Here is a 24,603-nt window from a genome sequence, read left to right as displayed (position 1 = left end):
AGCAACCGCTAGTCTCTACGATGAAAAGCTAAAAAAGCAAACACAACACACTGATTTAATTAAAAAATAATCAACCATAAAAATTGCTAATTTATCTGCTTTTAAAGTGAACTTAGAGTGAATACCTCGGTAGGAAAGTGAGTATTACTAATATTGATATCTTGCAGCGCCAATCCATGCACTGTGCATGCAACTATCAATGACTCAGGAGGGAATATGGCTCGTTGCAATTACTCAACAAAGCAGTGGAAGCAAGTTTTCCCCATGCATGCGCGTAATTGCAACTTAGTGACGAGTGTTATTTCTCTCCTAGCACTTACCGAACTCTTAGGCTTCTCCGTATTCCAGCGCCCGGCTACTTATTTACGGCTAAGGCAAAGGAATGACGCCATACGCACCAGTGACCGTTGGCTTTTACTACTGCCAACACCTTTTAGGACAACAACGCTGCGCTCGTTTACACGCTTTTTTGATTAACCCAGCTCAGGTCGGCAACCCTGAGGTGAGCCTTTTCATTTGTAACGTCGTCGCAGTAATAACAAACAACAAGGAGATAAGCGTGAAGCTTTCTAAATCTATTTTAACCTGCGCCATCGCGATGGCCCTATCAACAGGTGCTTACGCACAAAGCGAAGACAAACCTGGGTCAACATCTGCACTTGCTAACGTAGAGCGTGCAGCCGCTGTTGGTAATGAGCTCACAATTTCACAAACGTCTGTACAGGGTTTAGGTAACAGCGCCAGCTCTTTGCAACAAGGCGACGCCAACCTTACTGAGATCACCACTGTAGGTGATGGTAACCAAACAGATGCCATGCAAATAGGTAACGGCAATGTGGTATTGGTAACCACACAAGGCGACAACAACCAGCAATCTTACAACCAAGATGGCGAAGCGAATGGCGCATTAAGCGAAGTAACTGGTAGCGACAACCAAATTGCGGTTGAGCAAAACGGCACTGGTTTCTTAGGCATCAACAATGAGGCCATCAACGTGATTGGCGGCGATGCAAACCAAATTAATGTTGTTCAAGGCGACGGCGGGCATTGGTTCTACAATCTGGATATGCAGGGCAATGCTAACGTGGTTAATGCACAGCAAGCTGGATTATGGAACGAAGCGCAATTTACGTCGGTTCAAGGTGATGCCAACGACCTGAGCGTAGAGCAAGATGGTTTTTGGAACCAACTATCCGTTACTTCTATTAGTGGCAGCATGAACGAATTTGCCAGTGAACAGCTAGGCGATACCAACGTCATCAGCATTGGCGATATTTTCGGTGATGAGAACGAACTCGCTATTGAGCAAGAAGGTGCCAATAACAGCACTGATATCGTCGCTATCGAGGGCAATGAAAATGCCCTGTCAATTGATCAAGAAGGCAGCGCGAATACGTTTGAGTCGGCTCTATTCTCTGGTGATGGGAACGAGCTAAACGTTATGCAAATGGGTGATAATAACGCAGCATCCGCTGAGGTATTAGGCGATGAGAACGATTTCAGCGCAACCCAAAATGGCAGTGGCAACGAAGTGTATCTTGGCGTGCTAGGTAACAACAATGAGTTTGATGCTATGCAAATCGGCAACGACAACGCCACGCATGTTGTTAACTTCAACGGCAATGACAACGACGTAACAGTAGCCCAATCTGGTGACATGAACACCGCCGTTATTGAATCATCTTACCCAGATCCAAGCATTGCCAGCAACGATAATGATATCGCTATTACTCAAAGTGGCATGGGCAATGAAGCTGTCTTGACCATGGGCTCAGTGATGGAAAGCTCAAGCAACCAAGTCGACTTGGTGCAAAGTGGTGAGCTCAATGCTATCGACCTCATGGTAGAAGGCAGTGGCCACAGCATTGATATCGCCCAAGAAGGCGGCATGAACATGGTTGCCGGCATGGGACAAGGTGCGTTCGCAGTCGCAGGTGAAGGTAATACTGTGTCTATCAGTCAACTTGGTGAGGGTAACTTGGTTGAAGGCTCGGTTATGGGCACTGGTAACACCGTTGCTGTCACTCAAGTCGGTGACTATAACTCTGCAACTGTTGTACAACAGTAAAGCTCTAATGGGAGGGGTACCCCTCCCTTTCAGCCGATGATGAAGTATTTTCTCAGCACCCTGATTGTGCTCCTTGCCCTGACTCACACGGCAAGCAAAGCACAAGAAGTGGAAATTGACGGCCTCGTACTCGATCGCAGTATTAGCCGCTTTGGCCACCAATTTTACTTTAATTTCTCACAGTTATGGCGCGATCTACCTGATACCAGCGGCACCAACGTGGTGATCAAAGAAACGGTGCTCCCTCGTGCTGGCACCCGCCTTGAAGTACTCATGAATAATGAATTGGTATACGTCACTTTTATGGGCCGACGTGGTGGGCCACTTAAAGAGCGCGTCGAAAGCGCGATGTTCGCGATTATGGACGCCATGGCGCGCGCCAGATTTAAACAACACTCCCCTGATCTAGCAGCAAGTGGATGGTAAAAATGAAAACAATAATTTATGCACTTTTGCTTTGTGCGTCACTGCCACTGATGGCCACTGAGCTTGTATACAAACCTATTAACCCATCATTTGGCGGAAACCCGTTAAATGCCAATATGTTGCTCTCTAAAGCACAAGCCCAAAATAAGCACCGGGCCCCTATCAGTGAAAAAACCTATGGTGAAAAGTTTCAAGAATCGTTGGAGCGTACATACCTCAACCGCATGGTTCGTGAAATTACCGATATCGCCTTCGGTGACGATGTTGAAGACAGTATTTTTAACCAAGACTCCATCTTTATGAGTGGCGACTATCAAATCCAGATTATCACCAGTACCCCTGATAGTATCACCGTGCAAATAACCAATACCCTGGATGGCACAGTTACCGTAATCGAAGTACCGAGGTTTGGCTAATGAAACGTATATGTGCATTTTTACTATTGGCTTTGCTTAGCGGCTGTTCCGCTATCACCTCGACTGTGCCCCCAGATGAGCAAATTGCTGAGCAATTGGCGCTCACAGAAACCTTTGCCGAATTAAAAGCGCTACCTAATCCCAGGGGCGCGATCCCCGTCTCAGTTTATTCATTTCGCGACCAAACGGGGCAATATAAGCCGCAAGAGAACGTCAGCTCGTTTTCTACCGCCGTAACCCAAGGTGCGAACTCTATTCTTATGCAAGCGCTGCATGAAACCGACTGGTTTGTGCCCGTGGAGCGTGAAGGATTACAAAATTTGCTTACAGAGCGAAAAATCGTGCGAGCGGCGATGAGTGATAAGGGCGACAATGCCCCAGAGCTGCCGCCATTAACCACCGCCAAAATCATTCTTGAGGGCGGGATCATCAGTTACGACAGTAACGTAAAAACCGGGGGCTTAGGTGCGGAATACTTTGGTATCGGCGCCTCAGAGCTGTACCGTGAGGATGTTATCTCTATTTATATGCGTGCGGTCGATGTGCGCACCGGGCAGGTATTGCTGTCGGTTGCCACCAGCAAAAAAGTACTCTCACAAGAGATGCGTGCTGGCTTTTTCCGCTATGTGAGTTACAAGCGCTTGTTGGAAGCCGAAGCGGGCTTCAGTGATAACGAACCCATGCATATTTGTGTCACGCAAGCGATTGAAAAAGCACTGACGTTACTCATAAAAGACGGCATTAACAAAGGGGTATGGTCGGCGCGAACCAGTTGATCACCTCTGCACTGACACAATAAAGGCGCCTCGTTTGGCGCCTTTATTTTTGCTCAATGATAACCTTGCGTTCAATTGCATGCTGAGCAGGTTATTGACGTTGTTCCATGACGCGAGATGCCACTGGAATATAGCGCTGTGCCCAATTGGCCAATTCAATACGATTACGCGAGTTGGTCTTACGAAAAGCACTGTATATATGCGTTTTCACCGTGTGGTTACTGATGTTCAAAGCGCAGGCGATATCATCATTTTTAGCCCCCTTAGCCAACAATGAAATCACCGACTTTTCCCGTGCGGTTAGCACACTTAAATCGATATCGCTGTGGCGTTGCGCCGATAGCGCATCGGTAGCGGGGAGCTGTTGAATTAGATCGCCAAAGGCATTGGAGATGGCCTTGCGGCAAAACCATAGTTCGCCGCCGAGGACGCGGCGCACGCCTTTAAACATATGTTCAGGACTGTCATCGTTATAAAGCGCGCCTTTGAGATTCGCAAGCAGCGCTGTGCGTTCGTTGAGCGCGTGGCGCTGAGCATTAAATACCGCAACACTGTGCTGGCGCGCCAGCTGGATGATCTCCTCGCTGAGCATTTCTTGGCAGTCACAATACGCAGCATCCACCAAAAAGAGTGCTATGTGTTCGCGCTCACCCTCCTCTGGCAGGCGGGTATCGACCTTAACGGTTGTAGCGAGCGTTTCCAATACTTTGAGTAACAACAAGAAATCGTCGCTTTGAGTATTTGCATTATCTTTTGTTAAGACAAACAACTGCTTGTTATTCATTACTTCTTCCTCTGAAGCACCCAAACACTGGGGGGGAGCATTGAGTGTACCTATTTAAGCTTTACTATCAAGACTAACCACGCACAAAATAAACATCTTGTTTACATAACAACAATAGAGCTAAGCCTCTAACAGCGCCTTTATTGCGTCATAAGAGTGCAAAAATGCACCCTGTGACCTAATAAATTTAATGGCATCCAGGGATAGTAACCACTTGCAGACATTCATTTTATATTCAGCTACTTTTGCGCTTAACCATATAATTGCAAAATAATCACTAATTTATCTAATAAGGCCAGCTTGAGTATTTAACAAGGCATACAGCTTGCGCCACCACATTTGTCTTTTAGGGTATTGCACGGCCACAGATTCAGGGTCTGCAGCGCCAGCATGATAGTGAGTGACAAATTGCATCCCTAGGTAGGTGGCAGTATGGATGAAAGGGTCCACAAACGCTTGCGGCGCCCGCTCGGTGTAACTAGTGGAGAGCAAGGATGCTTGCTTAGTGCGCAGTTGTCGTAACTGGCTACGCAATTGGGGCTGATCCATGTATTCCGTGAGTCTATCAAAGAACGCCTTCATCTGCGGTGTGGTGTTATACCAATAGACGGGCGATGCAAATACCCAATGGTCAAACTCCAGTAATCGCGTGATTAACGCGCGGAAATCATCGCTTTGTTCGCGAATATCATACCGATACGGGTTAATCTGATAGGCGTCTAAATCAATGAACTGCGCACCTAGGTGTCGGGCGAGAGTCTCGGCAGCTTGGCGGGTGTTACCTTGGCTTCTAGCACTTGAAAAAATAATAACATGTTGGTTCATAATTGCTTTCCTGCATTTGTATGTTTAACCTAAGGCTAAAAGCTCAAGTTAAGTTTAGGTCAACAACAAAATGACATTAGAAGCAAATTTATCTGTCGGCACTGTCGCCAAACGTGCTGGGGTCGCCGTATCGGCGCTGCATTTTTACGAGAAAAAAGGACTTATCCGCAGTTGGCGAAACCAAGGAAATCAGCGCCGCTACAAGCGAGACGTACTAAGGCGCATTGCGGTTATCAAGGCCGCACAAAAAATGGGGATCACCCTCGAGGAGGTAAAAGAAACACTCAGTACCTTGCCCGAAAAACGCACCCCCAATAAAGAGGACTGGGCCAATATGTCACGCCAATGGCAGCGCCAACTCGATGAAAAAATTGCCTACATGCAACGAGTGCGCGCCTATGTTGATGGCTGTATTGGATGCGGCTGCCTGTCAATGCAACGCTGCCCTATTTATAACCCTGAAGATAAGCTCGCCAATGTCGATGGTGGAGCCGTGTTATTGGATCACCCTGAGCTGGGAGACTAGCGCCAACAAGACACAGGCTGTTTATTATCGAGCGCAGACAATCACTCAGTGAGATATGAGGGGAGTCACTTTGGGCCGCCGCAGATGTTAAATTTCTGTGGTTAAATGTATAAATTCACTTGTTTATTGCATAGAGTAACGTCTTACTCTTTCAAATTTGGATATGAACTGGTAGCGTACGCGCCTTTTTTTAACCTCGACAGGTGATATATGAAGTTAGGACCTGGACTACTGGTTGCCGCCGCCTTTATTGGCCCAGGCACCATTACCACCGCCAGCGTAGCCGGTGCAAACTTTGGCTTTGCATTGCTATGGGCCTTGGTGTTCTCAGTGCTGGCAACCATTTTATTGCAATCACTGGCCGCACGCTTAGGCGTGGTCACCGGCCTAGATTTAGCCCAAGCACTGCGCGCGCATATTGAAACCCCTGTGTTTCGTTGGCTTGCGGCATTTTTGGTGATCAGTGCCATTGGTATTGGCAGTGCCGCCTATGAGGCAGGTAACCTCAGCGGTGCCAGTCTCGGTTTACAAGGGTTATTTCCCTCCGCTTCAGCGCAGCTGTGGACGCCATTGATTGCCATTATCAGCGCCGCATTGTTATACAGTGGCAAATATAAGCTGATAGAGGGCGCACTGATCTTTTTAGTGTTGCTGATGAGTTTAGTGTTTTTAGCGACTCTGGTCATCGCCAGCCCCGATCTCAGTGCCATGTTTGCAGGTTTTAAGCCTAGTTTTCCTGAAGGTTCACTGACCACCGTATTGGCGTTAATTGGCACCACCATCGTACCGTATAACTTATTTCTTCACTCTGGGGTGGTCGCACGGGCCAGTCAAGATGAGCAGGATAAACAACAGGCCATTCGCAGTAGCAACTGGGATACCGGTTTATCAATTGGTCTTGGGGGATTGATCACCTTAGCTATCGTGTCCACCGCAAGCGTGGCCTTTTTTGGCCAGGGCAATAGTCAGCTCAGTGCCGCCAACTTGGCTTCGCAATTAACGCCTTTACTGGGCGACAGTGCCCATTACTTTTTTGCACTCGGACTGTTCGCCGCTGGGTTAACCAGCGCCATAACAGCGCCTCTGGCGGGAGCTTACGCGGTGTGTGGCATGCTCGGGTTAAAAGGAGATACCAACAGCCCTCGCTTCAAGCAAGTAGCGTTGGTGATATTAGTGTTTGGTGCTGTTGTGGCCAGTCTTGGTTTAGACCCAGTGGCGGTGATTATTTTCGCGCAAGCCACCAATGCGCTGTTATTACCCATTATCTGCATTTACCTGCTGTGGCTAATGAATCAAAATAAGGTCATGGGCAGATTTAAAAACTCACTGCTGATTAATGTGCTGGCGATGCCGCTGCTGATACTGATCATTACGTTGAGCGGATACAAACTACTTACGCTCATATAATGCCTATTAAGTGAGCGCAAGGCGCTTGCCTCTGTGCTCACTTTCCCCTACCATCTCGGCTCATTTTACCAAGGAGTCGGTTATGGCAACATCCCCACCACAGGACAAAAAAATCCCCAAAGTGCTGCAACAAGTCGACAACAAAGAGCTACGCAGTACCGGTTTTTGGCTCAACCAAGTATTTTTGGTGCTATCCACCATTTTTGGTGTCTACCTCGCCGCACAAAGCGGTTTAGAGCAGGCAATTAAATTCGATACCTACTCTAAAATGGAAGATAACTACTATCTGCGCACGTCTCTGTACGATGAGTTGCTCGACAATCAACGTAAAATTCAAGCGTATGCCGAGCTACTGGCTAAGAGCCCGCCTACATCTGAGCTTGAGTTCAATAAACCCACTTTAGATAAATATGTGTGGCACACCATGCAATACTCACCCACGACTTTGGAAACCCCAAGTGCCATTCTCTCCGCTGCGCGGCGTTTTTATAGTCAAAGTGAGTTTTATATTGAACGCGCGCTAAAGCGCAAGGTGTCAGCGCGTCACGCCAGTGAAAAGCTAGGCAAACTTGCAACCGACCTAGAGCAAAATACGCTCCCCTATTTAAAGCGCAGTGCCCAGGCACTGAAACAAGAATTAGCTGATAACGACGTGCAAATTGGCAGTCTCAAGGAGTTAGAGCATGAATAAACGCTGTCCCCATTGTGTTGATGAATACTTAGAAGTGACCGAGTATCAAGGTGAAGAAATTGATGTGTGTTTAGAATGTGGTGGCCTTTGGTTTGAAAAAAATGAAGTCAATCGCATGTTGAACGAGGTCAACGACGGTCCTGTGGGTGAGAAATATGAACACAATTTTGGTGAACATTTAGGTATATCTGAGCGCGACTGCCCCGATTGCTCAACATTGATGGAGCGCTACCACTTATTAGAGCACTACCACAGCGAAATCGATGTATGCCGTCATTGCGATGGCAGCTGGATAGAAAAAGAGCAGTTAAAGAGTGTCGAAAATAGCCCACAGCTAAAAGCGGCACTTGGCGAGCTCAACCAGAAGGTGTCATGGAAAACCTACTTATTTCAATTTCTAACGCAAATGCCAGTAGAGTACAACATCAAACCACATCGTACCCCGTGGGTAACTCGCGCTTTGGTGGCGTTGAACGTGTTGATATTTGCCGCTTACTTTTTTGTTCCCAGCCACTTTGAGTTTGTACTTGAATATTTTGCCATGCGCCCGGTGGATGTGCTCGCCGGGGAAGAGCCTTGGACCTTGCTCACCTGTGTGTTTTTACACGGATCAATTATGCACCTGGTAGGCAACATGTACTTTTTATACATCATTGGCGATAACCTAGAAGATGCACTTGGCCACTGGCGATTCTTAGGCTACTACCTACTTTGCGGGGTGCTCGCCTCCGTTGCCAGCCTCATGCTCTCAAGTAATGGTGCAATCCCCAGTGTCGGTGCCAGTGGTGCCATTGCTGGCTTATTTGGCATGTATTTAATGTGGTTCCGCTACGCCAGCTTGACCTTTATGTTCATTATTTACCAGAAGAAGCTCTCTGCTATGTGGTTCTTCATTATTTGGCTGGGTATTAATTTATTCGGTTTATTTAGCCTGCCCGATGGTGTTGATTATGGCGCGCATATTGGCGGCTTTATCGTCGGTCTACTCATTGGCTATGCGCTTAAAACCAAAGTAATGAGCGACAGGCCGATGATTGCACTGTTAAATAAGCCAGCCGCCCAGCTTAAACGTTAATACCGGGGCTTATCAGGTGAGTGGCGTGCATATATGCCATGCTGCTCACCATCACCAACCCCTTATTCATGATGGCGGCGCTCGATAGCCTCTAGCTCGCTTTGCGGTTCACTAGGCGCACTTGATTGCATGGGCGCAACTAAATCACACTCAGTAATAGTGTCGGACAGTTTCTTACACTCTTTATTGCTTTTACTCTGCGTTGGCTTTTGCAATGCGCCGAGCACCGCCGAGTCAATCGCCAAGCCAAGTTTAGCGAAGCTAAAACCATCATTATCTGTTGGCGTGTAACTGGATTTACCCGGGTCGCCTTGGATGCTGGCGGTATAGTGCTTTTCTGCGCGCTGCTGCATATTTGGCTGCGCGTAACCATCCACTAAGATGCCCACCACCGTACAACCATTTAAAATACTCAGCGCGGCCAGCGCGATAAATAATTTAAGCATGCTGCGTATCCTTTCATGCCTTCGTATGCTCGTTCTATTACTTTAACGTTAAACATTAACGCGAACTGTAAGAAAGTGTACCCTTTTATTTTTTGCACCTTGGCGGCGGTGGTTTACGCTTAAAGCTATGCACACATTATATGCTGTAAGCGCCATTGTACTGCTCATGATGCAGTTGTGGTCATCATCAAGCTGGGGCACACCGGCGCCACTGCGGATCTGCTTTGAAAGGTGGTGGCCCTACAGCTATGTCGACGAATCGATGCAAGCAAAAGGCATTGAAGTCGATTTAATCCGCTATGCATTGTCACACTCAGGCACTGACGTCATCTTTACTGAGCTGCCCTACAAACGCTGTGTTGAAGCCGTTACCCAAGGTAAGTTTGATTTCACCTTGCATGTGGATGAAACCGATGGCTTGGCAATGCTCGACCAATCGTTCGTTAACTGGGAGCTGACGTTAGCGGTGGCCATCAAGCGCCAAGAGAGCTTTTACCAGCAGGCTGTGCAGCGCTCTCCTATTGTTCTCATTGCTGAGGAGTACCCTTACCCTGATGAAGTCTATAGTGCACTAAAAGCACTCAATGCTGATATTGTTACTCGCTCCTACTACGAGTCAACCGACGCGCAAGCTAAATCATTTTTCTCGACGCTGAGCGATAGTCGCGTCGATGCCATTGTGGTGGATAGAACCTGGGCTGCGAAAATTATTCACGATTTCGATTTGCCCGTTGCGCTTTTACACAACCTGCATATTGAGCCTCAGTATATCGGCTACCATCCTAATAACGAAAAAAAGGCGTTGCGCTTGCAACACCTTTTGTCATCTATTCCTGAGAGCGTCAAAAAAGAGATTGAACGCCGCTATCAGCAACCCTAGGCTGGTTTTATTAGCCTGTTATTGCACAGAAATATTCAAGGTTACACCGGAGTAATTGTTATACGCACGAAGACCTACATGCCAAGTGCCAGCTGCTGCGGCCTCTGAACACGACTCGTTATTGCCTGAACGAAACGGTCGACAATCATAGCTAGAGGTTGTTGGCTGCGCGCCTTGACGAACATACAAATCGACATCACCGCTGCCACCGGAGGTACTTACATCAACCGAGCTCGCGCCCGCAGGGACATCAACAGTAAAGTATTGCCACTGACCTTGGCTGCCTGAGAGGTTTGACTCAGTGATCTCAATCGGTAAATCGCTGCCACTCTGCTCGTAGCTCGCCACTAGGGTCGCACCACTATACGCGTTGTAACCATGCACCATAATTGAGTAGGTGCCTGAGCGCGTATCTGTACAGCTCTCGTTATTCCCGTTTTCATAAGGGCGGCAATCATAGTTATTCTGCGATGCCGTTGCGCCGTATTTTACATACAAGTCTAAATCACCTGAGCCACCTGAGCTGGTAATGCTGATATTACTGGCACCGGCTGGTACTTCAAAAGTGTATAGCGTTTCACTGCCATTAGCACCGCTGATGCTAATAGGTTGACCATTTTCAAGCTCATTTGGAGGCGGTGGTGGCGTGCCGCCACTGCGGAAATTAGCAATTGTTGGACTGGTAATATTCAAAACACGCGTGTTGTCGCTGCGCGTGGTTGTGCCCATCGCCGTGCCATTATAACTCTTGTTTGGGTTTGACCAATAATTGATACGAGTACAACCACTGTTACAGTTATACGCCATCACCGTACGCCATTGCGAGCTTGGGTCTTGGTAGCCGTGACCGTAGGCATAAGGCGAGTTAGTGGGGTCGTTTTCAGGGTTGTGACGCGCCGCTTGGAGGTGACCAATTTCATGACCGAAAGAGTAATAGCCGGTAGCACAATCATAATCAACCATGGCAAAAGCACTGCTGGCACTGGCACCAATGGCATCAGCTTGACCACAATAGCCGTTAACATCGTTCACTAATACCACCACATCGGCACCATACTGGTCACGCAAACCGTGCACCTCATCCATGTAGCCATCGTTGGTCCCGGCCAAACGGTTTAAATCGGTGCCTGAGCTACTCGCTTCGGTGTAGTTGACCTGCGCTTTATGGGCAAGACTGACAGTGGCATTCACACCTGAGTTTTGATAACCCTGATTGGTTTCATTGATAGCAAGGTCTATCAAGGCATCAATGTCGCCAGAAAGCTGAGCGGCCTTAGCGGTGTAAACCACCAATAGGTCGATTTGCGTATCAGCAACGGTCTGCGGCTGCGCGAAAATGCTAGGGCTATTATTGATGTTTACCTGGTTTGCGAGTGGGCCTTCAGGCATAACGTGTCCTGGTTGGTGCTCTGGTGGCATTTGCTCAGGCTTGAGTGTACGCAGCTGATGACCATGGGCGCCAACAGGCTTAAGCTTTAGCACGTCACCGTTGGTTTTAACTGTACCAGAGATGCCTTTTGCAGTTTGCACTAATGTGACCGAGTCACCATTGTCATTTTCACCTTGCCAAATAAGGTTACCGCTGGCGCTAAGGCTCGCGTTTTTGCGGGTAAAGTGTACCTGCGCACCATCAACAGGCAAAGACAAGGATGCGGTGTTGCTGGTTAATTGGAACTGCGCGCCACTGAGCTGTGACATATCTGCTTGTGTAGCATTAACGCTGTTTGCCATTTGCTGCGATGACACTTCAAACAGTGGACCTTGGGCACATACAGCGGTACTGCTAAGCAGCGCGCTGGCGATAAGGGTGGGTTTAAACATGGGATATCCTAGTTGTTTCTTTTATGGGAAACAGCAAAATAAAACAACATCAATTCGTTTGCAATTATTTTACATTTAAACCAACAAAGCTTTGTAAACGCTTGTAAATATGAGACATTAAAGAACCAAAAGCAACAGACAAGAACAGCCAATTATTAACCCAAGGTTAACAATAACCAAAAATGATCTCTTTGTTCTTTTTTCTTGAGGTTATCGAGGCTGTGTCTCAAGCTTAAATAAGGCTAGGCTCCAACATTAAGGAATTACTATGAAAGCTTTGTTTGCAGCGCTTGTGCTGCTATTACCGACTCTGGCGCTTGCGAAGAGCACATTATCACCTCAACTGAGTGTTTTTGAACCCTACTTAGGTACTTGGCAGGCGCAGTTTAAACTCGATCCAGCTCAAGAGCCGGTCACAGATGTGGGCCAATGGCAGCGGGCCCTCAATGGCACAGCGATTCGCACTTTACACAGCATCAATGACGGCGATTATGGTGGCGAGTCACTGATATTTTGGGACCAGAGTAAACAAAAGTTGGTATTTTATTATTTCACAACCGCCTCTTTTTACACTCAAGGCTGGCTTGAAGTGGGCGATGACGGCAGCTTCACCGCTTATGAGGAAGTAACCGGCAGTGCTCAGGGGATCACCCAAGTAAAATCCACGAGCCAATTCGTGGATGGCAAAATAGTAGTCAGTACACAATACTTACAAAACGAGCAATGGACATCACCCCAAGTGCGCACCTACACTCGCTCAGATAAAGCGGTCGTTTTTAAGTAGATTTTCACTAAGAGGTATTCATGTTTCGTAAGCTGCTAAGAGCTTTGTTGCCATCGTTTGTGCCCGCAGAGGTCGACGCTAATTATGCGTTTTTTGATAAAACACCGGAAAATGAGCCCTTACCGATCGCCGATAAAGCCCCTGTTAACGACCAAGCAATACCTTACGAAAACGACTTAGAGGGCGCGTATCTCGATTACTTATTTGGCTGTGATGCTCGGCCAATGCAGCAAAACGACAGCCTCAGTCAATTCATTTACCATCAACTGAGCCTGTTAATGCATGAGCCTGAGCAGTTGCTATCACACCTACCCGTTATGCCGGCCTCCATCAGTCAAGTACTTAAAGAGCTGGATAACCCAGATTTCGACGTGCAGCGATTACTCGCTGTGGTAGAGCGAGAGCCTGCGATGGCAGCAGATCTTATCAAGCTAGCGAACAGCCCTCGTTACCGCCGCCGCGAACAAGAAATCACCGAGCTTAAAGCCGCTTTTATGAGTATGGGGGCCAATGGCCTGCTTGAGGGCGTGGTGCAATCTTATATTAAGCGCTTTACGCCGCGCCCGAGTATTTACTACCGCCAGTTTGGCGAAAAAATATGGCAGCATGCGTTACAAACCGCTGACTTTGCCAAGTTAGCAGCCAGCGACAGCCAAACCGACCCCGGCGCCGCATATTTTACCGCACTGCTTTACAACCTTGGCACCATGATTATTTTTGAGCTTATGATAGAGGCGTTTAATGTTGTTGACCCCGACGTCACTCCTAGCAGCGCAGCCTTTAAACGCCTAATTCGCGAGTACAGCCACGATTTAACCTTAACCTTGGCAAATTATTGGCAGTTGCCGCAACTGATTGTAAAAGGGTTGCACCGCAGTAGGTTGGACCACATTAGGTTGGACCGCAGTCAAGCTCAACTCTCGCCTTTAGCGCAATTGTGTGAGCAAGCGGACATAGCCAGTAAACTGTGTTGCTTACAAAACCAGCAGCAGGCGAGGCAGCTCAGCGACCACCTCACCCACCCAGTACTTAAACAGCGAGTCGACACCCATTTATCGGGCGTTTGAACTGGGCAACAAACACTTAGTTGGGCTGCGCTATCATAATCGATTTAACATTGACGAATTCACGCATACCAAAGCCGCCGTGCTCGCGACCATAACCGCTGTCTTTAACGCCGCCGAAAGGCAGGTTAGGCTGTGCTAACGAATAGCCGTTAATGTTGACCATTCCGGTATCGAACTCGGTTTTTGCCAGCGCCACGGCTTTTTCTGTGTCCTCACTGAAAATACCGCCACCTAAGCCATAACGCGAGTCGTTAGCCAGTTGCATGGCATGCTCATCGTCATTGGCACGAATGAACGACGCCACCGGGCCAAATAACTCATCATCGTAGGCGGGCATGCCCGATTTAACGTCTTCTAATACGGTGATCGGGTAGAAGAACCCTTCACCTTGGGGCACATCACCACCGAGAATACACTTTGCACCGGCTTCAATGGATTGCTGCACTTGCTGGTGCAATTGGTCGCGCAAATCATCTCGCGCCATCGGCCCAAGATCGGTGCTGGACTCTTTTGGGTCGCCCATTTTAAGGTCTTTGGCCGCTTTAACAAAAGCATCGCGAAATTCATCGTACACCGCATCAGCGATAATGAAGCGTTTGGCGGCAACACAGGTTTCACCGTTATTGACCACACGGCCTTGAATACAACATGACACCGCATGCGCAATATCAGCATCGCTGAGCACCACAAATGCGTCGTTACTGCCAAGCTCTAGTACCGACTTTTTCGATACCGACGCGGCCTGCTCCGCCACTTTCTTACCGGTTTCGTCACTGCCGGTAAAGGTCACACCGCGTACTTTATCGTGCGCAATCAGTTTACTGGCGGTAGCGCCATCAATAAGCAGTGATTGATAACAGCCCTCAGGAAACCCAGCTTCAAGAAACAGCGCTTCAATTTTCTTCGACATACCAAACACATTGCTGGCATGCTTCAACACCGTGGTATTGCCCGCCATAATATTCGAGACGCTATAACGGATCACTTGATACAGTGGGAAATTCCAAGGCTGGATCCCTAAGATCACACCTATGGGCTGATAAGTCACCAAGGCGTGCCCATCTTCAAAGAAACGGTGTTCATCTTCTAATTCTTTGGCGCCATGCTTAGCGGTGTAGCGGCAAATTTGCGCGCACAACGCCACTTCTTGTTTACCTTGGTCGGTGACTTTACCCATTTCCTCGGTCATTAAGCTCACCAAAGCGCTCTCATTTTGTTCGATCAGGTCGGCGAGTTTGTTCAGTTTCTCAGCGCGCTCTGAAAATGATGTCTTGCGCCATTGGCCAAACGCATCATGGGCAGCATCGACTGCCTGCTCTGCTTGAAACTGTGATAATAAGGTGTACTCAGCTAATGGGTTACCATTACTTGGATTTACGGTTGTTACCGTCTTTGCCATAACCTTCTCCTTTAAATTTAATCGTCGAGCTTATGCCAGCAAAAACAGCACCAACTATTTAAAACTTTAAAAATCAATAAATTAAGATTAAACATTGAAAATAAATGGCTCTGTACCAGCAAGCACTACACACACTCAGTGAAGATTTTTCAAAAGCGCGCTTGAGCAATGCTGAGTCTATCTTTTGTTGCACTAAAAATAGGGTCAGATAAAATAGCCGCAAAACAAAGGAGTGTAAGATGTTAAAAAAGTCTCTCAATATCGGCCTATTGGCTTTACTAGGCTCACCTTGGATAAGTGCCGCCGCACCGACACCTGATTTCGATGCCGCCTATGGCGCCTTTGAGCAAGCACTGCACACTGGCGAGAATGTGCAGCAGCATGCACAAACCGCCTATGAGGTAGGCCTGAGCACCTTTGGTGAAACATCGCCAGCTGTTGCTAAGTTAGCCATTAACTACGCCAACGCGATGGCTCCTTCACCCACTAATGCGCAGCGACGCGCGACCCTTTATAAACAGGCGTTGACGATTTTAGAGCAGCAGCCTAACCCAGACCCACTAAGCCTTATCGACCCGTTAATGGGCATCGCCAAAAGCGCGGATAAGGCACACACCGTTGAGAAGGCCATCGAACGTGCGATAGATATTGCAAAGCAGCAACAAAAACCCAAATTGGTCGCCGATTTAAAAGTAGACGGTGCCGAAATTTACTTTCGCCGCTTGGACTTTGATAAAGGCCGTGCAGCGGTAGTCTACCTCAACGAAGCCGAAGCATACTATCAAGCGCATATCGCCGATGACACGGTAGAAATGATTAATGTCACCATGCTATTAGGTGCGGTAGACAAAGCCCGAGGGCGTCGACATACAGCCATTGAACGTTTTAACAAAGTGGTCAATATTTTTGATGATAACTTTAGTTTCGACCACCCTGCTGAGCTGCAAGCTCATTCGCAGCTCGTCGCGCTGTATGAGCAAGAAGGTGAATCCGAGCAAGCCACTAAGCATTGTGTTGCCATCGCAAAGATGCGTCCGTGGACGAAGAATCAAGAGCAAACTCCATTGTATCGCACTCCCCCGCGCTACCCCGCTATCGCCGTGCGCCAACACCGCGAAGGCTGGGTACAAATGGAGTTCACCGTGAACGAGAGCGGCTTCGTTGAGGATATCAATGTACTGGACTCCGACGGCAGTGCGGCGTTTGAAAGAGCGGCTGTTAATGCCGTAAAACAGTGGCGATACGCACCAAAATTTGAAAATAATCAAGCCGTTAAAGCAAAAACCTCGGTCCAGCTTGATTTCAAAATAGGCTAATCACTCGGCCCTTGGGACATCAGGGCCTCCTACTTTTTACTTAATTTAGAAACAAATGTTAATTTAGTGTTTATTTTTTGTTTGTTCTCTTATAGGGTAATTCCACTGTCTTAATCAAAGGCAATATCGATGGCTTACAGGAGTATAAGCAGTTGTAGAGCCCGTGGAATGATTCAAATGGAGAGAACAATGAAAACACTTATTGCATCAGCCGCTCTACTGATTGGTGGACTATTTAGCGCCCAAGCAAGCGCCGACAGCATGGAATGTTATGTCGATACTCAGGCATACGATCAATTTACACCTAACCGTTGTTTCGCACTGGTTTATGGTGCGACATCAAGCACCGCCGTTTTTCGCGTGGTAGGGAACGGCTCACAAATCGACAGTGTTATTTGGTCTAATGCGGCCTCATCGTGCGGCACCTCGGGCACGTCGTGCTCTTTTGAAATTCGTGCTTTCCGCCCATATAAAGCCGAAGCAACCATTCTTTACAGTAATGGCTCGTGGAGCAAAGTTTCAGCTACGGCGTCATTTGAAGACGGCCGATAGTTAACAGCAACCGCCACGCGGTTGCAGGTACCTCGTTCATTGAATGGACACTTCGTGAATGTGCAAAAGCCGACTCGTTCGGCTTTTTTTATGGTTCACACAGCAAAAAACGCAGTCAGTCGACACCCACTGCGTTTATAATGATGTGCTTGGGGTTAGCTGTTTTTTAGCCTCCCCCATATTAGGTAGCTGTTTTCTCAAACATATTATCTTGGTGAGAGCGCCTCACCTGTTATGCCAAGTTAAAACTCTTAACCTCATTACGTTGCCAGTCATCAACAATCGCCTGTGCAGCGTTATCCAGCTCCTGAGTCCATATAACTGAGTACCCCAGTAAAGCACCCTTGCTGAGCGGCTGTGAAATAGTGTTCCAACGCGGCTTGCTCATCATTGTTCATGTAAGCCAGTGCTCCCCGAAAATAGGTCGCCGTTGCCATGTCTTGAGGACTACTTTGCTCGCTAGTTATCGTCTCTGTTAGCTCAGTCAGCCGTGCAACGTAATGTTTGTTGTCCAATTTCAGCGTGTCACTTTCTAAATCAGAAACAAAGTCATCAAGCTCATATTCTGCAAAGGTGTTTCCGTTTGGAAGAATACGCACTTGCTCGGGCTGCCCCGCACGTCGAGGGAATACCTGAGTGCGAATATAGCCTCCCGTGGCGGGGTTCTTAAACCAGCCAACTAAGGTATCAAAGCCTGCCGCCCATTCATCCACGCGCTGCTTGAGTGTGGCGAGATACTCATCAATTTGAGCTGTATCACCTTGCACATCATGCAATATTAAGCGAATAGTGCCATTAAAACGCTCATCCGGTTTTAAACCTTGCTCAGCTAAACAAGGGCCGCTGCGTAATAAGCTCAGGCTATGCTGCATGGCCAGTTTGCGCACTGTGATTTCTCCAAAACGAATGGCATCATCAAGCGATTCTGTGGTGATATCTATATGTAGTTCACATTGCTCCGGCGTGTCTTCAGCCGCAACAAAGCGCGAGGAAATATCAGGAGTGGGTTCAAACTCTATTGGCGCATCCAAATTATTTGGGTCAAGTTCAAGCAAGAAGGTATTACCTACTTCTTTTCTTGGCTGACTGGCATAGAAGTAATACAAACCACTAGCTTCATCTTTACCCATAAAACGCTTGATATGAATACCCTGAGGTAAAGAGATCTCTTTTTTCAGCGTTAAATCACTAAGGTTATATACAAACAAACTACCTATAAGGTAGTTAGAATAAAACAGGCTATCACCATCAATATGGGTCGATGCGTTTTCTAACGACAAGCCTCTTTCCCTTTGCTTATAGTTACTAACGTCGACAACATCTAGCACATCACCGTTGATAGGGGATAAAAAGTAAACACCATCAAGAGACGAAACTACCAAGGCTTCGTTATATATAAAACACTCTTTAGCCTTAAAGCCGTACTCTTTAGTCCACTTTTCTGCACCATCAACCTGCATAAGCACTCTAATTTTCGTCTTTTTTTCTTCTTTTTCGTCACTAGGTGAAATAAATAATACCGAATCATCAAAAAGTAATGGGGGAAGGGCCCAAGGTTCATGTCGAGGAAGCTTATAGTCCCAAACCAAATCAAACTTCTTATCTCTTTTTTGAAAATTACTTTTTTTCCTTTCCCCCTGGATATATATAAAGCCACCCTTAAATCTTACCCCTTTTGTTTTTTCGGTGAATTTATAAGGGCCTTCTTTACAGTTAGAAACAATACCTCCATGGGACTCATCTTGGTTGTAAAGTAAAATAAAATCATCCTCGACCGCTATTAAGTAGCTTGGATCTATATTTGAAAGCTCTTTTTCCAACCAACTTTCAGGTTCTACTCCATCATATAGGTAAGTACCAGAATTAATTTTATATACAGGTATTTTAGCTCCATTTATTTTGACATACTTAGCAAATAACTTTTCGTTATCTAATTTCTGTAAAAACCATTTACCTTCTATTTTGTTAAATATTTTCCCTTCAAGAAGACTGGCTTTTACTTGCCCATCTTTAGAGTAAAAGTAGCCTAGACTATCGCTGAAAAAAAGTTTCATTTATAACTCCCGTACCAAATAATCAAAGGAAATCACTTCAAATTGCATTTCTTCTTCAACCTTTTTCACTAAATAAGATTTACACAAATTCCGGTAAGTCCACTTCATTAGCGAAGCTTGCAACAACCACTACGACATTTCCATTAGTCAACACTCTCCTTGGCGGCTTTAATATAAGGGGCGAGTAAAGCATGTACTGAATCAGGCAAGTCTGCTTCATTGAATAAACGGGTAAACTCTTGCGCTGTTTCCACGAAGCACTGCGGGTAATCGTTTGGGGAAGCAGTAATTTTTTCGAGAGCAGTAAAAAATGTTACTAAGTTTTCCTTCAATAGCTCTTCTTTGAAGTCAGAGTCTCGATAATGATTAAATGCGCTAATACAATAAGGTAAGCGATAACGGTAAATGAAATTAGGGTTAGGCTTTTCCTTGTTAAAGTAAATAGCTAATTTAGCAATGAATACATTTAATTCTCGCTCACAATCATCACTTATCTTGTCCTGCTCATTTCGCCTCTGACAGCCGACAAACCAAGACTCATCCTCTACCGAGCCGGGTAGTAATAGCTCGGCCAGTAAGTGCTCTTTACCCTGAAAAAAACTAGTGTCCCTGTTATCTGTCGCACTTTTATGAGTTATATAATCTCGACCACAGAACTCCAATACACGGTTAGCACCAGTGTCATATTGCATAATGGAACCATCTTGATATTGGACGGTTGACCTAAATTTATGTAATTCTTCAATAATAGATTCTTTATCGAATGATGGATATAGCCATATAGCAACCATGCCCATATAGGATATTTTTCGTTGAATATCCCCATCGTTATCCACCGTCCTCATAGGTTCTTTATCCGGGCCATAAAGAAAGTATTCTTTCATTAATTTAACGTCTTTTGGCTCGTATACATACATTTCTTTCAGCGACTCTTTAACTTCTTTCCACTGTGCTTTGCGTGCTTTTAGCCATGCTTTATCGTCTGGGTACCAACTCATAATCTTCCTTGTTTTTTAATTATATTTTTGCGGAAATAACAATGGAACGAGCGTAAGTCATTGACCGAGCACATATTGCTGGCTGAGAAGAGTTCATTCCATTGAGTGACAGCTCACTTAGCTGTCTTCCCTTTGCATGTTAATACGCGATAAACATATCGCAAAGAGCAATAAAAACAAAGAGCCAGCTCTTATCAAGCGGTGTAGAAAAAATCGCCATCACTTTCTGTTAAGTCATAAAACTGTCATTTAACTGCGGCATAATTGTGCGCAAATTATCAATATTAAGCAGGATATGGCGCAGTATCGCTCCCCTCTCGCTGTGTTCGCATTGCGAAGCGAAGGGTTATTATCAGACTTTGAAACTTTGGCTGCCCGGCCAACCACTCTGGGCGGTGTGGGTGTGCCTGTGCAACTGCTATGTCGATTGCCCAGCAGTGCGCAGCAAGGCGATGCGCTGCAGGCCAGTATCACCTTTGCCCAGCAACGTGATGCCCAACTTTTGGCGCATCAGCCATTGCATTACAAAGATATCGACAGCGGTATGGTGGCTTTGACCCTCTGCGCGCATAGCACGATGCAGGATGAGTGTGAGTATGAACATGCACAGTTGCAACTTACGCTACATGGCCTGCACAACACCGTAAAAGAAAGCGCGCAATACACCGTGCATATTCATCCGCAAGCGCAGTTAAGCTCGCCACAAATGATGAGTTGCACCAGCTTGCGCCAACGCCTCGGCCAGTATTGTCAACGCCTGTGGCGCAGCACGGCATCAGTCGGGAAAGCTTAATTTACCCATAGAGATTTGCGGCATCCCCTCTGTGGCCGCTGCTTTCGCTGGCTGACCGGCAAGCGTCTCATTGGCGAGTAAGGCAAACAACACCGCCTCTTTGGCGTCTGGGTTCATGCCCAGCTGCGTCAGCGAATCTAACTGCACCTGCTCACCGCTGAAATAGGCAATGCGCGCCATTAGCAATGGGTTGTGCACACCGCCGCCACTGGCATAGACATGCAGCGGGCCGTGGGATTTCGCCAACCGTGCTAACTGCGTTCCTACTTGATAAGCCGCAAACTCACACAAGGTTGCCAGCACATCTTCATGAGCCAGGTGCGTTTCCCCGAGTGCAGCTTGGCACTGTGCTAAATAGGCAAGATTAAACACTTCCGGCCCTGTGGTTTTGGGCATGGCGGCGTGCAAAAAGGGATGCTGCGAGAGCTTAGCCAAAAGAGGCTCATGCACCTGCCCCTGCCGCGCCAGGGTGCTATTTTCATCGAATTGTCGTGGTGCAAAATAGCGCTGCACATAGGCATCGAGCATGGTATTGCCAGGGCCAAGATCAGCACATAGCGTGCCGCTCAGCTCCCCGGCCTTGGGCAGCAAGGTAATATTGGCAATGCCCCCTAAATTTAACAACACCCGATGCTCGTCGGTGCTAGCAAAATAGAGATAATCACCATACGCGGCCAGAGGCGCACCTTCACCGCCTGCGGCGATATGCTTTTGGCGAAAATCACTGATAGTCAAAATACCGCTGGTGCAGGCAACATGGCAGCCATCGCCAATTTGTAAGGTGGCATTAGGGTAATCATCCAATCCATGCTGAGCTTTAGGGCAGTGGTACACGGTTTGCCCGTGACTGGCAATGGCATCGACCTCATCCGCATTGACCTGCCACTGTGCTAAACATTGCTTGACCAACTGGCCATGCAAGCGCCCCACCCACGCATTTAATAAGGTGAGGTGTTGTAAATCGATATCGCGCTTGGCGAACACTTGACGCAGTCGTTGCGAATACTCCTTCGGGTAGGCACAGGTGGTGAAGTGCTCAACCTCAATACGGGTATCACGACCCGCACCGCTGACCCGGCACATTGCCACATCCAACCCATCCATTGATGTGCCGCTCATCAGGCCGATAATCGTGCGCTGCGGCTTGGCACTGAGCTCATATAGGGCATGAATATGAGGATGCATAAGGGCTCCATGGAATAATTTATGACAACAAAATAGCCTTTTTATTATCATCATTCAATCTTTACGCTGCGGATGACATTGCCGCGCGATAGGCGTAAGCTAGGAGTCGGAAATCCTCAAAAACAAGCAGTTAGCCCCTGGGTTAATGATACCCAAGTGCATTTAAGCGGTACTGGGCGTGCATTTGGGTATGCAATTTTTGAGGAATAAACCATGAACCAAGACTCTGTGGAGCGTATAATTGTTATTGGCGGTGGTGCTGGCGGGCTCGAGCTGGCAACCGGTCTAGGAAAATCTCTAGGCAAAAAAGGCCGCGCTGAAATTGTACTCATTGATAGAAATCGCACCCATATATGGAAGCCGCTGCTGCACGAAGTCGCGACGGGCTCTCTTGACGCCAGTTTAGATGGCGTGGTGTACTCGGCCCATGCCGCTAAGCATCATTTTCAATTCCAACTTGGCACCTTCTGCGGCCTAGACCGCGACAGTAAACACATTACCTTAGCCCCGCTTCGCGACGAACGCGGTAACGCTATTCTTCCCGAGCGTACTCTCAGCTACGACAAGCTAGTAATTGCCATTGGCAGTGTCAGTAACGATTTTAATACCCCTGGGGCGCAAGAGCATTGCTTCTTTTTAGACTCGGTCAAAGGAGCGGAGCACTTTCAGCATACCTTATTAGACAGTTTTACCCGTTTGCAGCAAGGCGAAAGCGATAAAAGTGCGCTTAATGTGGCGATTATCGGCGCTGGCGCAACCGGTGTGGAACTCTCCGCCGAGCTTTATCATGTTACCAATTTGCTCAAAGCCTATGGCCTTAACAAAGTCTCCAAAGAGCGTTTAAAAATTCATTTACTGGAAGCAAGCCCACGCATCTTACCGGCTCTGCCAGATAAAATCGCAATCAAAGCCAGCAAAGAGCTGCAAAAAATAGGCGTACAATTGCACCTTGGACAAATGGTAAAAGGCATCGACGAACACGGTATTGATGTCGGCGATGAACGTTTGGATTGCGATATAAAGGTATGGGCCGCCGGTGTAAAAGCGCCCGACTTCTTACGCGACTTAAATACGTTTGAGCTTAATAAAAACAACCAAATTTTGGTTAATCAATACTTACAAGTGCGCGGCGATGATTCACTCTTTGTGATTGGCGATAGCTGCGCTTTTGAGCAGCCAGATGGCAGTTTTGTGCCGCCGCGAGCACAGTCTGCGCACCAAATGGCCAGTACTGTACTTGCTAATATTAAACGTCAATATAAAGGCCAGGCGCTGCGTCCATTTCACTATAAAGATCATGGTTCACTGGTCAATTTAGCGCGCTTTAGCGCGGTCGGGAACCTCATGGGTAATTTAAATAGCAATGTGTTTATCGAAGGTAAACTGGCGAGATGGATGTACATGAGCTTGTATCGCATGCATCAACAAGCCGTGCATGGCACATTAAAAATGATGGCCTTATGGATAAGTGAAAAAATAACGCGGGTGGTACGACCAAAGATGAAACTGCACTGAAGCATCAAGTTTAGGGGTGCGCAGCACCCAGCTGGTTTTGTAATAACGCCGTGATAGCCTGTTGCTGCGCTTCAATGGCTTGGTTGAGCTCGCGCATAAAGCCGGTGTTACTTAGCTGATGGCTAATCAGAAAATGAATAGGTTGTGCCGAGACGAGCTTGGGGTGCAGCATCAGTTGCGCGCCGCCATACTCGCTCAATAAATGCTTGGCGACCTGCTCGTCTTCTATGGTGACATCAGCACGGCCCGCTTTGAGCATTAAGTAACGCTTCACCGGCTCATTCACTGTTTGAATTTGCTGTTGATAACGGCTTTGTTGCACTAGCGTTTCCACTTCTTCACCATAGTAAGCGCCTGGCGTGTACACCAGCGTTAGGCCACTTTGCAGCATAGCCTGTAAATCGGCCAAAGCAGATGCTTGCACTCGCTCGCTGACAACCAAACGCACGATTTCTTGCCGATAAGGTGCGCTAAATTGGCCGATATCTTGGCGATAAGCGGCGAAACTCACCCCACTGAGCAAGTCAATTCTCCCAGCGCGCAGCTCGTTCATAGACCGCCCGGCACTGGGCAAACGCACGTAGTCAAAACAACGGCCCATACTTTCAAGTAATAAAGTAATGATGGCCATGTCTAAGCCGCTGATATGGTCATTCTCAATAGAAATATAAGGCGGCCACTCGCTGTTTACGCCAACTCGAATGGGGTTTGTGCACTGGCCAAACGCGGTGCTAGAGAAAAGTAAAATAATAAGCAGAAATTTGCCCACGCACATCTCTGTGGAAACAACCTTAAGTAT

Annotated in this window: 24 protein-coding genes; 15 read left to right on the top strand and 9 right to left on the bottom strand. The window is 47.3% G+C overall.

Going from position 1 to position 24,603, the window contains the following annotated elements; all coding sequences use genetic code 11:
* Positions 1 to 382: 382 nt before the first annotated feature.
* Genes MHM93_RS16100 through MHM93_RS16085 form a run of 4 tightly spaced genes read left to right on the top strand, consistent with a single transcriptional unit; the run spans position 383 to position 3,686 of the window.
* Positions 383 to 2,068 carry a curlin gene (locus MHM93_RS16100; RefSeq protein WP_239449799.1) on the top strand — a complete coding sequence of 562 codons (1,686 nt, stop codon included), beginning with the start codon at positions 383 to 385 and terminating at the stop codon, positions 2,066 to 2,068.
* 39 nt (positions 2,069 to 2,107) lie between these two features.
* Positions 2,108 to 2,494, top strand: coding sequence for a curli production assembly/transport protein CsgE (locus MHM93_RS16095; RefSeq protein WP_239449798.1), 387 nt, complete (start codon positions 2,108 to 2,110; stop codon positions 2,492 to 2,494).
* Positions 2,488 to 2,910, top strand: coding sequence for a curli assembly protein CsgF (locus MHM93_RS16090; RefSeq protein WP_022945045.1), 423 nt, complete (start codon positions 2,488 to 2,490; stop codon positions 2,908 to 2,910). The genes MHM93_RS16095 and MHM93_RS16090 overlap by 7 nt, the downstream gene beginning before the upstream one ends.
* Entirely contained in the window at positions 2,910 to 3,686 is a 777-nt protein-coding gene (locus MHM93_RS16085) for a CsgG/HfaB family protein (protein WP_022945044.1), read from the top strand. The genes MHM93_RS16090 and MHM93_RS16085 overlap by 1 nt, the downstream gene beginning before the upstream one ends.
* A 91-nt stretch (positions 3,687 to 3,777) precedes the next feature.
* Here the strand turns inward: MHM93_RS16085 and MHM93_RS16080 are convergent, their stop codons facing one another.
* Both MHM93_RS16080 and MHM93_RS16075 read right to left on the bottom strand, forming a co-directional pair.
* The gene (locus MHM93_RS16080) at positions 3,778 to 4,470 is read right to left on the bottom strand and encodes a response regulator transcription factor (RefSeq protein ID WP_138590086.1); all 693 of its coding nucleotides are present in this window, start codon (positions 4,468 to 4,470) and stop codon (positions 3,778 to 3,780) included.
* Positions 4,471 to 4,752: 282 nt separating this feature from the next.
* A complete protein-coding gene (locus MHM93_RS16075) occupies positions 4,753 to 5,295 on the bottom strand; it encodes an NAD(P)H-dependent oxidoreductase (RefSeq protein WP_239449797.1) in 543 nt (180 codons plus the stop codon).
* 70 nt (positions 5,296 to 5,365) lie between these two features.
* On the opposite strand from MHM93_RS16075, the gene soxR reads away from it, so the two are divergent.
* The 4 genes from soxR (at position 5,366) to MHM93_RS16055 (ending at position 8,994) form a co-directional block, all read left to right on the top strand.
* Entirely contained in the window at positions 5,366 to 5,821 is a 456-nt protein-coding gene (gene soxR / locus MHM93_RS16070) for a redox-sensitive transcriptional activator SoxR (protein WP_022945041.1), read from the top strand.
* Between the two features lie 210 nt (positions 5,822 to 6,031).
* A complete protein-coding gene (locus MHM93_RS16065) occupies positions 6,032 to 7,228 on the top strand; it encodes an Nramp family divalent metal transporter (protein WP_239449796.1) in 1,197 nt (398 codons plus the stop codon).
* Between the two features lie 82 nt (positions 7,229 to 7,310).
* Positions 7,311 to 7,919 carry a hypothetical protein gene (locus MHM93_RS16060; protein ID WP_022945039.1) on the top strand — a complete coding sequence of 203 codons (609 nt, stop codon included), beginning with the start codon at positions 7,311 to 7,313 and terminating at the stop codon, positions 7,917 to 7,919.
* Positions 7,912 to 8,994 carry a rhomboid family intramembrane serine protease gene (locus tag MHM93_RS16055; protein WP_235418635.1) on the top strand — a complete coding sequence of 361 codons (1,083 nt, stop codon included), beginning with the start codon at positions 7,912 to 7,914 and terminating at the stop codon, positions 8,992 to 8,994. The genes MHM93_RS16060 and MHM93_RS16055 overlap by 8 nt, the downstream gene beginning before the upstream one ends.
* Before the next feature lie 62 nt (positions 8,995 to 9,056).
* Here the strand turns inward: MHM93_RS16055 and MHM93_RS16050 are convergent, their stop codons facing one another.
* On the bottom strand, positions 9,057 to 9,440 hold the full coding sequence (locus MHM93_RS16050) for a hypothetical protein (protein WP_053909625.1): 384 nt from the start codon (positions 9,438 to 9,440) through the stop codon (positions 9,057 to 9,059).
* Positions 9,441 to 9,567: 127 nt separating this feature from the next.
* Between MHM93_RS16050 and MHM93_RS16045 the strand changes: the two genes are divergently transcribed.
* Positions 9,568 to 10,320 (top strand): transporter substrate-binding domain-containing protein, encoded by a 753-nt coding sequence (locus MHM93_RS16045; protein WP_239449795.1) that lies wholly within the window; start codon positions 9,568 to 9,570, stop codon positions 10,318 to 10,320.
* Positions 10,321 to 10,338: 18 nt separating this feature from the next.
* Here the strand turns inward: MHM93_RS16045 and MHM93_RS16040 are convergent, their stop codons facing one another.
* A complete protein-coding gene (locus MHM93_RS16040) occupies positions 10,339 to 12,141 on the bottom strand; it encodes a pre-peptidase C-terminal domain-containing protein (RefSeq protein ID WP_239449794.1) in 1,803 nt (600 codons plus the stop codon).
* A 268-nt stretch (positions 12,142 to 12,409) separates the two neighbouring features.
* Between MHM93_RS16040 and MHM93_RS16035 the strand changes: the two genes are divergently transcribed.
* Positions 12,410 to 12,925: a hypothetical protein gene (locus MHM93_RS16035; protein ID WP_239449793.1), complete on the top strand. Its 516-nt coding sequence runs from the start codon at positions 12,410 to 12,412 to the stop codon at positions 12,923 to 12,925.
* Positions 12,926 to 12,945: 20 nt separating this feature from the next.
* Entirely contained in the window at positions 12,946 to 13,992 is a 1,047-nt protein-coding gene (locus MHM93_RS16030; RefSeq protein ID WP_239449792.1) for an HDOD domain-containing protein, read from the top strand.
* Positions 13,993 to 14,008: 16 nt separating this feature from the next.
* Here MHM93_RS16030 and MHM93_RS16025 read toward each other — a convergent pair whose 3' ends face one another.
* Complete coding sequence (locus MHM93_RS16025) at positions 14,009 to 15,391, bottom strand: NAD-dependent succinate-semialdehyde dehydrogenase (protein WP_152441903.1); 1,383 nt, start codon at positions 15,389 to 15,391, stop codon at positions 14,009 to 14,011.
* Between the two features lie 239 nt (positions 15,392 to 15,630).
* On the opposite strand from MHM93_RS16025, the gene MHM93_RS16020 reads away from it, so the two are divergent.
* A complete protein-coding gene (locus tag MHM93_RS16020) occupies positions 15,631 to 16,707 on the top strand; it encodes a TonB family protein (protein ID WP_239449790.1) in 1,077 nt (358 codons plus the stop codon).
* 189 nt (positions 16,708 to 16,896) lie between these two features.
* The gene (locus MHM93_RS16015) at positions 16,897 to 17,259 is read left to right on the top strand and encodes a hypothetical protein (RefSeq protein WP_130145974.1); all 363 of its coding nucleotides are present in this window, start codon (positions 16,897 to 16,899) and stop codon (positions 17,257 to 17,259) included.
* A 296-nt stretch (positions 17,260 to 17,555) separates the two neighbouring features.
* On the opposite strand, the gene MHM93_RS16010 is transcribed toward MHM93_RS16015, so the two are convergent.
* Positions 17,556 to 19,313 (bottom strand): hypothetical protein, encoded by a 1,758-nt coding sequence (locus MHM93_RS16010; RefSeq protein ID WP_239449789.1) that lies wholly within the window; start codon positions 19,311 to 19,313, stop codon positions 17,556 to 17,558.
* A gap of 143 nt (positions 19,314 to 19,456) precedes the next feature.
* Positions 19,457 to 20,311, bottom strand: a complete 855-nt coding sequence (locus MHM93_RS16005) for a hypothetical protein (RefSeq protein WP_239449787.1) — start codon at positions 20,309 to 20,311, stop codon at positions 19,457 to 19,459.
* Between the two features lie 295 nt (positions 20,312 to 20,606).
* Here MHM93_RS16005 and MHM93_RS16000 point away from each other — a divergent pair, with 295 nt between their 5' ends.
* Entirely contained in the window at positions 20,607 to 21,104 is a 498-nt protein-coding gene (locus MHM93_RS16000) for a hypothetical protein (RefSeq protein WP_239449786.1), read from the top strand.
* On the opposite strand, the gene MHM93_RS15995 is transcribed toward MHM93_RS16000, so the two are convergent.
* The gene (locus MHM93_RS15995) at positions 21,087 to 22,289 is read right to left on the bottom strand and encodes an anhydro-N-acetylmuramic acid kinase (RefSeq protein WP_239449785.1); all 1,203 of its coding nucleotides are present in this window, start codon (positions 22,287 to 22,289) and stop codon (positions 21,087 to 21,089) included. The genes MHM93_RS16000 and MHM93_RS15995 overlap by 18 nt on opposite strands.
* 213 nt (positions 22,290 to 22,502) lie before the next feature.
* Here MHM93_RS15995 and MHM93_RS15990 point away from each other — a divergent pair, with 213 nt between their 5' ends.
* Positions 22,503 to 23,804, top strand: coding sequence for an NAD(P)/FAD-dependent oxidoreductase (locus MHM93_RS15990; RefSeq protein WP_239449784.1), 1,302 nt, complete (start codon positions 22,503 to 22,505; stop codon positions 23,802 to 23,804).
* A 10-nt stretch (positions 23,805 to 23,814) separates the two neighbouring features.
* Here the strand turns inward: MHM93_RS15990 and MHM93_RS15985 are convergent, their stop codons facing one another.
* Positions 23,815 to 24,573, bottom strand: a complete 759-nt coding sequence (locus MHM93_RS15985; protein ID WP_239449783.1) for a transporter substrate-binding domain-containing protein — start codon at positions 24,571 to 24,573, stop codon at positions 23,815 to 23,817.
* Between the last annotated feature and the right edge of the window lie 30 nt (positions 24,574 to 24,603).

This window comes from Pseudoalteromonas sp. MM17-2, assembly GCF_022347945.1.
Taxonomy (GTDB): domain Bacteria; phylum Pseudomonadota; class Gammaproteobacteria; order Enterobacterales; family Alteromonadaceae; genus Pseudoalteromonas; species Pseudoalteromonas ruthenica.
This window is presented reverse-complemented; position numbering and strand designations above follow the sequence as displayed.